General features: G+C 42.5%; 8 protein-coding genes. 4 read left to right on the forward strand and 4 right to left on the reverse strand.

Annotated elements, in window-relative coordinates; genetic code table 11:
* Window positions 1–20: 20 nt before the first annotated feature.
* Entirely contained in the window at window positions 21–938 is a 918-nt protein-coding gene (locus B4Z47_RS12360; RefSeq protein ID WP_286727372.1) for a TIGR01777 family oxidoreductase, read from the reverse strand.
* 4 nt (window positions 939–942) lie between these two features.
* Complete coding sequence (locus B4Z47_RS12365) at window positions 943–1,449, reverse strand: GbsR/MarR family transcriptional regulator (protein WP_112373885.1); 507 nt, start codon at window positions 1,447–1,449, stop codon at window positions 943–945.
* A 224-nt stretch (window positions 1,450–1,673) separates the two neighbouring features.
* On the opposite strand from B4Z47_RS12365, the gene B4Z47_RS12370 reads away from it, so the two are divergent.
* The 3 genes from B4Z47_RS12370 to B4Z47_RS12380 all read left to right on the forward strand — a co-directional run bounded on the left by B4Z47_RS12370 (window position 1,674) and on the right by B4Z47_RS12380 (window position 4,021).
* Complete coding sequence (locus B4Z47_RS12370; RefSeq protein WP_286727373.1) at window positions 1,674–2,657, forward strand: hypothetical protein; 984 nt, start codon at window positions 1,674–1,676, stop codon at window positions 2,655–2,657.
* Window positions 2,658–2,771: 114 nt separating this feature from the next.
* Entirely contained in the window at window positions 2,772–3,176 is a 405-nt protein-coding gene (locus B4Z47_RS12375) for an energy transducer TonB (protein WP_286727374.1), read from the forward strand.
* Between the two features lie 77 nt (window positions 3,177–3,253).
* On the forward strand, window positions 3,254–4,021 hold the full coding sequence (locus tag B4Z47_RS12380; RefSeq protein WP_070562050.1) for a suppressor of fused domain protein: 768 nt from the start codon (window positions 3,254–3,256) through the stop codon (window positions 4,019–4,021).
* 59 nt (window positions 4,022–4,080) lie between these two features.
* Here B4Z47_RS12380 and lat read toward each other — a convergent pair whose 3' ends face one another.
* Together lat and B4Z47_RS12390 are read right to left on the reverse strand one after the other, a co-directional pair.
* Window positions 4,081–5,370, reverse strand: a complete 1,290-nt coding sequence (gene lat / locus B4Z47_RS12385; RefSeq protein WP_070562033.1) for an L-lysine 6-transaminase — start codon at window positions 5,368–5,370, stop codon at window positions 4,081–4,083.
* Between the two features lie 19 nt (window positions 5,371–5,389).
* The gene (locus B4Z47_RS12390) at window positions 5,390–6,919 is read right to left on the reverse strand and encodes an aldehyde dehydrogenase family protein (RefSeq protein WP_070562035.1); all 1,530 of its coding nucleotides are present in this window, start codon (window positions 6,917–6,919) and stop codon (window positions 5,390–5,392) included.
* A gap of 125 nt (window positions 6,920–7,044) precedes the next feature.
* Here B4Z47_RS12390 and B4Z47_RS12395 point away from each other — a divergent pair, with 125 nt between their 5' ends.
* Entirely contained in the window at window positions 7,045–8,217 is a 1,173-nt protein-coding gene (locus B4Z47_RS12395) for an acyl-CoA dehydrogenase family protein (RefSeq protein WP_070562037.1), read from the forward strand.
* The last annotated feature ends 1,202 nt before the right edge of the window (window positions 8,218–9,419 follow it).

Here is a 9,419-nt window from a genome sequence, read left to right on the forward strand (position 1 = left end):
CCCACGTTAACCTTAAAATTTTATTCCCGCTGCAGAATATCCTGTAAAGCACTTGAAATCGATGGAAACCTGAACGTAAATCCACTATTCTCCAGCTTTTCAGGTAATACCCAACGGCTTTTTAAAAGCAGCTCTGTCTCCGTGCCAATAAAAGCAGCACCTATTTCCAGCAGCCATTTGGGAGATGGTAGACCAATTTTACAGTTCATTACTTGTCGAAAAGTCACCATAAAAGTTTTATTCGTAACGGGGTGGGGGGCCGCACAATTGACGACACCATCCATATCCGCATGATCTTTTAAGAACAAAATAATTTGAAAAAGATCTTCAATATGGATCCAGCTAAAATATTGCTGGCCATTTCCTTGTATGCCCCCTAGTCCAGCCCGGACAAGATTTTTAAAAGGCAGGATAACACCTCCATCCGCACCCAAAACAATCGCCATCCGAAGTGCCACCTGTCTTGTCTTTTCCAATTTGAAGTCGAAAAAAGTCTTTTCCCATAATTTGGCAACATCAACAGAAAAACCTGTTCCGATCTCCCCCGAACTTTCGGTCATCGGACGATCTTCGGCGTGCCTATAAATGGTTGCTGTACTGGAGTTGAGCCACAATTTTGGTGGATTGGTACAGCCTGCGATCAGCTCACCAAGAATCGTTGTGGTCTTTGTTCTTGAAGAAAATATTTCGGCCTTATTTTTTTCGTTATATCGACAGTTGACAGACTTTCCGGCTAGATTGATTAGCATATCCGCATTTTCCAGTGCATCGGAAATGCCGGATCGATCGGTCCAAAGGATATTGCCCTGCCGACGGCCAATGACGATAACCTGGTAACCCAATGTTTGAAATCTCTCGGAAAGATATTGTCCAACAAAACCTGTTCCTCCAGCGATGACTATTTTACGCATGGCAAGTGTGTTTACAGTCCAGTTCATGATGCTACATCATTAATTTGATCAATTTAATTAATAAATCTCCACCGCTAGTATTGAAAATCTTGTTGGCAATAGTTTCGAGTTGATCCGTCAGATTTTGGATGTCCTTGACCGTTTTATGGAATTCCTTACCTTCTGCCGTCTGATCCTTCTCTGTATTTCGGCTGATATCCTTTAGAATATCCATAACGGGGTCAAGTTCTTTTTGCTTACGCATTACCGCAATTTTCATGGCCCATTTTAAGACTTCTTTCTCGGCAACAAAATATTCTTTTCTGTCGCCGGCAATATGCTTTTTGTAGACGATGCCATAATCGATCAATTGTCGGATACTCATATTGGCATTGCCGCGCGAGATCACCAACTTTTCCATAATCTCGTCTGTAGACATGGGATTGCTTGCCGAGAGGAGTAAGGCATGAACTTGCGCAACGGACTTGTTGATTCCCCATTCAGAACCTAATGCCCCCCAGGTGTCTATAAATTGCTGTTTTGCTTCTTGTAATTCCATCGTGCTTTTATTTTGCCAATACCTCAATTTGTTTTTATCGGACTATTGAACCGATCGGCTTTCTCGTCCTTTTTTTATGATTGCCTATATTAAAGTTATTTAAAGTTTTTGAACTTTCAAAAATTTCTGAAAATAAAATAAGTTTAAATAGACAAGTCACCATATCGTAATAAGAATTTGCTTTTCTTGCGGACTTTTCGATTTGTTTTAACTTTGCCTGCATTATGGCGGCAACTTTGTATAATCCATTCAAACAATTTCAGTTTGATTCAGATATTTGTTTTTTAACAGGAAATAAACTCCAATCGGAAGAAGAATCCATTCAGGTGTTTCCTGTATGGATGATGAAATCTTTTCAATTGGAAGATAAACCTTTTAAAATGCTGGATGAGAATCTGGTGACTTATAAATCGTTGAAGCTCCCCTGTTCCATAACTGCAGCTGAAGCGATCGAACAAATGGAACGTGTGGTAGAACAGTCGTTTGAACAAGGTTATGAAGCCGTCAAACAGTTGGATCCCTTATTATTGTTTCAATGGATGACAAAAATCATCTATGGGGTGGTCTTTAATGAAATTCTTGCGGGAATTCGGCAGCAAAAAGCTTCTGGCGAAGATATGAACTTTTCTCAGGCGCTTGCACAGCGTTTTACAAATCTCCATGCGATGTTGCAGTCGCTGGTTGTACCGATGGAGTTTGAAAATACCTTCCCATTTTCATTGGTTGTTGTACCGGTTAAGAATGCACCCGATACATTTATGTATCGTGATGAAATCAATACCTTGATCTTTTCTATCCGCATGAAGGACTTTGCTGTAATCGCCTGTCTTCAAGATAATGCCACAAACAATATTTATCACGAAGATATCCTCAAGGTTATTGCGGGCAAAACATTGCATCCCATTCAGTTTGAAGAATTGTGTGCACGCTATTTTTATTCAGCCTACTTATTTAATCGTTTACCAGATTATACCTATTTAAATACCCCGCAAAAAGTCTATGTTGAACCGATGCCATTAGCAGATATGTCGATGAAACCTATCTTTGATCATTGGCAAAACAAGACCTATGGCCAAGTTTTGGAAAATTTTTGGAAACCTTGGGGTTTGACCTTGTTCGAGATTATTAAAAATCCAGAGCATCCGATTAGTTTTCTTGTTGACGAAGCAGGAGAGTTTGTTACTGATATTGCTAGGCCGCTCAATTAGTCCAAAAGAATTAAAGTAATAAATTATCTTAATAAGCGTTAAATGGTACGGTTATGGATAGGATAGGGTATGTATTTAACAGGATTCAAGACTCTTTTTTCAGTTTTACTTTTTATGGTATGGTGTACTTCCGCAAGTGCACAAGTGATTGCTAAGCGGGATATCCCTGCAGACAGTATCGCACAGCATGTTGATGATTTTCCCTATTTCAAGGGCGGGGTGGTGGCCTGGTCCAAATTTATACAAAATAATCTGGATCTGTCCGGAACAGTCCGGGCAATGGACAGTGTGGCCTATGCAAAATACGGATCTCGGCAAACGGCAATTCTGAAATTTATTGTTTGCGAGGATGGGGCGATCTGCAATATTGAAATCGAGAATCCCGATAAGATAAGCCCCGAGTTTACAAAGGCTGTGTTGTCTGCTATGCGCCGGTCGCCACAATGGATGCCTGGTCAGGTCAAGGGAAAACCGGTTAAAACAAGATTCAGGCAACCTGTCGTTGCTGTGATCGAATAAATTGATAAGAAAAGAATAGCTTAAATTTTCACCATTTATAAGATAATATGTCATTTTGGGATAAAGTCAAAAAGATTATGAGTAGCGGAGCGGAGGAATCTTCGCCTGATAAAAAAGATACAGAAATTACTGCCGGAGGTTCTACGGTCTACCGTTATGAAGATCAATCTGATGATAAGGATCCAAAAAACTTATTTCCGGAGGTACAATGTGTTTATCTGGATGAAATCGAGGAGCATTTGACCAAATATATTGCCGAACCCGATATGGTGTTCCATGAGATAATCTCTGAGCTTGTTCATATCGATGTTCATTGGATTAAACCAAGTGCAAATTATCCATACCATATCTTGGTTACTTCGGGCATGAGTGACCTGGCTATGCATGTTCCAGATGAAGTGGAAAACAAAGAGTCTTATGAGCGCGCAGAGCTAATGGTTGTGCTGCCCGCTGATTGGAAGATCGGAGAAGAGGAATTTCAGGATGACAATAATTATTGGCCGGTCTACTTTTTGAAAAGATTAGCGCGGTTTCCACATGAGTACAAAACCTGGCTGGGCTATGGGCATACCATTCCCAATGGCATGGAAGCCGAAGATATTGCAAATACAGGTTTCGGTTGTATGTTGCTGCTTCCGCCTATGTTAAGTTTTGATGAGGAATTTTTGGAGTTAAAGACCAAAGATGGTAATCTGATCAATTTTTATGCAATGATTCCCGTGTATAAAGAAGAGATGGATTACAAACTGGAAGAGGGCACAGATGCACTCTTAGACTTGTTTGATGAATATGGAATTTCCGAGCTGGTCGATATCGACCGTCCCAATGTCTGTAAAGATAGATAGTTTATAAAAAATATGCAATGCGATGGGCTATTTTAGAGCTTTTAGCATTGCATATCTTTTTAGGAAATACTTTTTTCTATAATTGCTATCGTTTTATCGATATCCGCATAGCTCACATTGAGGTGCGGTCTAAAACGGATACTTTTCTCTCCACAGCCTAACATAATCAGTTTATTGGCGTAGGCTTTCTTGATAAATTCATTCCGTGCAGCTTCCGATTCGAAATCCACTGCAACGAATAAACCCTCACCCCGTAAATTGGACAGCTGCGGTTTTTTCGCTAGCAGTTCCTGGAGCTTATCTTGTAGATAGCGCCCTTTTTCTGCCGCATTTTGAATCAGGTTTTCTTGCTCTATGACTTCAAGAATTAATTTAAAGCGGAGCATATCCATAAAATCGCCACCAAATGTCGAATTGATACGACTGGATTCTTGAAAGACATGATGTTCCACCTGATCAAATTTTTCCTTGCTCGCCAGTATACCGCAGACTTGTGCTTTTTTGCCGAAGGCAATGATATCGGGAATGACGTTATAATGTTGGTAAGCCCACATTTTTCCCGTAATACCCAATCCCGTCTGTACCTCGTCAAAAATTAAGAGGATCTGATTTTCATCACATATTTGACGAAGCTGTACGAAAAATTCTTTTCGAAAATGGTTGTCGCCACCTTCACCCTGTATCGGTTCAATAATAATGCAGGCAATATCGTTGGGGTTAGCCGTGATCGCCTGACGTATTTCTGAGACAGCTTTTTCCTCCAAAGCAATCGTCTGGCCGATATGTTCGTTTGTTAAAGGATAGCTCAATTTAGGATTGGTAATGCGTGGCCAGTTGAACTTTGGAAAATAAAGGTATTTTCTGGGGTCTTGTGTATTCGTTAATGACAAGGTATAGCCCGATCTACCATGAAAAGCCTGTCTAAAGTGAATGACCTGGCTGGCTTCCTTTTGTATTCCCTGTGAAAAATTAAGCCTTGTCTTCCAGTCGAAGGCAGCTTTTAATGCATTTTCCACGGCGAGTGTTCCCCCCGAGATGAAAAAGGCATAGGGGAGTTCTTTCGGTATGGCTACGCGATCAAAAGTGTCGACAAAATCAGCAAACTCTTTGGGGTAAATATCTGACATGGCTGGCTTATTGACGGCCATTTTACCCAGGAAGTCACGTTGTTTGACCAAATGTGGATGATTGTAACCCACGGCCATGGAGGCAAACATACTGAACATATCGAGGTATTCATCCCCATTTTCATCCACGACATAAGAACCATGGGATTTCTCCATATCCATAACCAAAGGGAATCCATCGGCTAATATATGTTTGCTTAATCTTTCATGTACGCTGCTCATAGTTTTGTGTGTAAATGGTTTATAAATCAAATTTGATACCTTGTGCCAAGGGAAGGTCAGTTGTATAATTGATGGTATTTGTCTGGCGGCGCATATAAGCTTTCCAGGCATCTGATCCAGACTCCCGGCCTCCGCCAGTCTCCTTTTCGCCCCCAAAAGCACCTCCGATTTCGGCGCCCGATGTGCCGATATTGACGTTGGCAATACCACAATCAGAGCCAGCAGGACTGAGAAATAGCTCGGCTTCCCGTAGGTTGTTGGTCATAACGGCAGAAGACAATCCCTGGGCGACGCTGTTTTGAAGTGCTATGGCCGCACTGATATCCCCTTTGTATTTGATTAAGTAAAGAATAGGGGCAAAGGTCTCATGCTGTACGATTTCATAATGATTTTCAACTTCGGCAATGACAGGCTGCACATAACAGCCACTTTCATACCCTTTGCCTTCAAGGACCTTTCCCTTGATCAGCATTTTTCCCCCTTGTGTTTTAATTTTGTCCAGTGCGTTTAAGTATGATTTTACGGCGGCTTTGTCGATCAATGGTCCCACATGATTTTTCGTGTCCAAAGGGTCACCAATTTTTAATTGACCATAAGCTTTTGTCAGTTGTTTTTTGACGTTGTCATAAATGTCCTCATGGATAATAAGTCTTCGGGTACTTGTACAGCGTTGTCCGGCTGTACCTACGGCACCAAATACAGCACCGATAATGGTCATTTTTAAGTCGGCGTCTGGAGTAACGATGATCGCATTGTTTCCACCGAGCTCCAAAAGTGTTTTACCAAGGCGTTGTGCTACGGTAACGGCGACTTCTTTTCCCATTCGGGTAGATCCTGTTGCAGAAATCAAGGCGATGCGGTTGTCTGCCGAAAGCCACTCGCCAACTTCCCTGTCGCCCATAATGAGGTTGGATATTCCCTCGGGCAGCCCGTTGTTGTGTAAGATTTCTGCAAGTAATTTTTGGCAGGCTATGGCACATAACGGTGTTTTTTCGCTGGGTTTCCAGACGACAGTGTTGCCGCAGACCAAGGCGAGGGCGGTGTTCCATGCCCATACCGCCACTGGAAAGTTAAATGCTGTAATAATACCGACGACACCCAAAGGATGATATTGATCGTACATGCGGTGCCCAGGACGTTCCGAATGGATGGTATTACCATACAATTGACGGGATAGGCCCAAGGCGAAGTCACAGATATCGATCATCTCTTGGACTTCACCCATGCCTTCTTGGTAAGATTTTCCCATTTCATAGGAAACTAATTTTCCGAGAGTAGGTTTAAGCTCACGTAGCTTGTCTCCCAACTGGCGAACGATGTCTCCTCTTTTTGGAGCAGGCAGTAGGCGCCAGTGTAAAAATGCATCTCCGGCCTGCTTAATGACTGCTTCATAGTCTTTACGATTGCTACTTTTTATGTTTGCGATGAGTTTTCCATCGACAGGTGAAAAGGATTCGAATTCTTTACCTTCGGAAAACCATTGCTGTCCAGTTGATGATCCTAAATTCTGGGAAGATATTCCAAGTGTTTTAAGCGCTGATTTTATCATAATGGTTTATTTTATTCGTGGAATAGTTTAAATATATGAAATAAATTTTTTTTTGACAATTTTTTTCTGAATATTGTTCAGTGAAAAATAATCGTTATCTTAGATAAGCTAATGTAGACTATATCATGATCAAACAGATTAATACCGATTATTACCAGGTGGACGATTTATTGTCCGAAGAACATAAACTGATACGGCAGTCTGTCCGTGATTTTGTGAAAACAGAGATAAAGCCTTTCATTGAAGATGCGGCGCAGGAGCACCGTGCTATTGCGGGTTTGATGCCTAAATTGGGAGCAATTGGAGCCTTGGGACCTTATATTCCTGTCGAATATGGTGGGGCAGGGTTGGATCAGATTTCCTATGGCTTAATTATGCAGGAATTGGAAGCAGGCGACTCGGCAATTCGTTCGGCAGCATCGGTGCAATCCTCTTTAGTGATGTTTCCGATTTATACCTTTGGTAGTGAGGAGCAACGTCGTAAATATTTACCGCGGTTGGCATCGGGGGAGTTGGTCGGTTCTTTTGGGCTTACTGAGCCTAATCATGGTTCTGATCCGGGTGGAATGGAAACGAAATTGACGGCAAAAGGAGCTGGTTTTTTATTAAATGGAGCAAAGATGTGGATTACAAATTCGCCTATCTGTGATATTGCCGTCGTTTGGGCGCGAGATGAGGCCGGGAAAGTACGGGGAGTTATTGTTGAGCGCGGAATGGCTGGTTTTGAAACTCCGGAGACCATGCATAAGTGGTCGTTGCGCGCTTCCAAAACAGGTGAATTGGTTTTTCATGATGTTTATATCCCTGCCGAAAATATACTTCCTGCTGTAAATTCAATGCGTGGCCCACTTTCCTGTTTGAATTCGGCCCGCTTTGGAATTTCATGGGGCGTGATCGGAGCAGCAATAGACTGTTATGAAACTGCGGTTCAATATGCGTTGGAGCGACATCAGTTTGAAAAGCCAATTGCCGGTTTTCAATTGCAGCAAAAGAAGCTGGCGGAATTTCTGACAGAAATTACCAAGGCGCAGTTGCTGTCGTGGCGTTTAGGAGTACTCAAGAATGAGGGGCGTGCTACTCCTCAGCAAATCTCCATGGCAAAGCGGAACAATGTGAATATGGCGCTGCAGATAGCGCGTGAATCTAGGCAGATTCTTGGCGGAATGGGGATTGTCGGTGACTTCCCAATAATGCGACATATGATGAACCTAGAGTCTGTAGTTACCTATGAAGGGACGCATGATATTCATTTATTGATCACAGGACAAGATATTACGGGGCTGAACGCTTTTTCTTAATCTTTTTCTTCGTACGAACACGCTTTATACAGTAATAAACGATGCTATGATTTATTGAATTTTTAGTCAATAAGAGGTGGCATCGTTTGTGTATATTTTGCTGCATTAGTGTGGATTCGTGGATGCTTCTACATCATGTTAATGCCTATGTAATTTTATTACTTATATAATTTTGTTAGCGCTAATACTTATATAATTATGTGGTGTTAATACTTATTATGTAATAAGGATTCAATAGACCTCATTTGTCCCTGTAGGTATATTCTATCGTTCTCTTTTGGTCATTCCATGTGAGCGCTATGATCAGTCGCCGTTCAAGCCGATAACAGGCTAACTTCTTCATAAGCATTGTATTTAATTCCGATGCTTGAAATCAGTACGGCAAATCAGTACCGCGAAATGGTTTTTTCCTTCGTTATAGCGTGTTTTTCCGAGTTGTTTTCGTGTTGCAGCGTCGCTGCGGAGTTTTTCGGCTGCGGTTCGGATTGGCGTTGGTCTTTTTAGGGGCATCCGGGGGATATGGTCGCGTTCGGAGCGTCATTTGCCCGTGTTGGCAGCGGGGTGAGTGCGGGCTTAGACTCGGACTCAACACGGACTCAACACGGTTGCAGGGCAAATCTGCCCCGAGCATGGTACGAAGCAGGTGGAGATGGGAGCCGAAGGTTCCCGCAAGCCCTGCGCAGCAGCCGGAGCCCTGTCCACGAGGCGGAACCCTAGTTTGCCCTAAATGAGCCATGCTTCCCCAATAAATAAAGAAAAGTTGAGGGCTTCTTATTCCTTAGGTTAGCTTTTGTTTATATTTAGCTTAGCAATAAGTTAGGTTTTGTTTAGCTCTAACCTATACTATACCTAAACAAAACCTAACTAAAACCTAAACTAAACCTAAGTAAACAGGTAGGAAAGTATAGCTGCAAAAGAAGGTATTCCGGAGCGCTGAGTTCTGCGATCTTTTACGCTTGTTCCCGTCCATCTGCTGCGCCTGTGCGCACCGTCTTCAATTGGGCATTGAGGCGAGCGGGCTACCATAGTGATCCCGAGCTTAAGCAGATCGATCAATACACTGTCCATCCATGTTTCCGCTGCAGAGCCTGTATCAAGTCCCGGTTCCGCGGATGTCCGTGGTGCGATCCAATTTTCAGGATCATCCATGTTTCCCCCGCAATGTCCAGGTTAGATCCCTGTTCCCGTCCCTATCCTGTGCC

This window comes from Sphingobacterium sp. UBA2610, from assembly GCF_002339225.1.
GTDB classification, from domain to species: domain Bacteria; phylum Bacteroidota; class Bacteroidia; order Sphingobacteriales; family Sphingobacteriaceae; genus Sphingobacterium; species Sphingobacterium multivorum.

Bases quoted from the DNA above. Each gene is read 5' to 3' on its own strand.
- B4Z47_RS12360 (WP_286727372.1), bottom strand. From the start codon at position 938: ATGAACTGGACTGTAAACACACTTGCCATGCGTAAAATAGTCATCGCT.
- B4Z47_RS12365 (WP_112373885.1), bottom strand. From the start codon at position 1,449: ATGGAATTACAAGAAGCAAAACAGCAATTTATAGACACCTGGGGGGCA.
- B4Z47_RS12370 (WP_286727373.1), top strand. From the start codon at position 1,674: ATGGCGGCAACTTTGTATAATCCATTCAAACAATTTCAGTTTGATTCA.
- B4Z47_RS12375 (WP_286727374.1), top strand. From the start codon at position 2,772: ATGGTATGGTGTACTTCCGCAAGTGCACAAGTGATTGCTAAGCGGGAT.
- B4Z47_RS12380 (WP_070562050.1), top strand. From the start codon at position 3,254: ATGAGTAGCGGAGCGGAGGAATCTTCGCCTGATAAAAAAGATACAGAA.
- lat (WP_070562033.1), bottom strand. From the start codon at position 5,370: ATGAGCAGCGTACATGAAAGATTAAGCAAACATATATTAGCCGATGGA.
- B4Z47_RS12390 (WP_070562035.1), bottom strand. From the start codon at position 6,919: ATGATAAAATCAGCGCTTAAAACACTTGGAATATCTTCCCAGAATTTA.
- B4Z47_RS12395 (WP_070562037.1), top strand. From the start codon at position 7,045: ATGATCAAACAGATTAATACCGATTATTACCAGGTGGACGATTTATTG.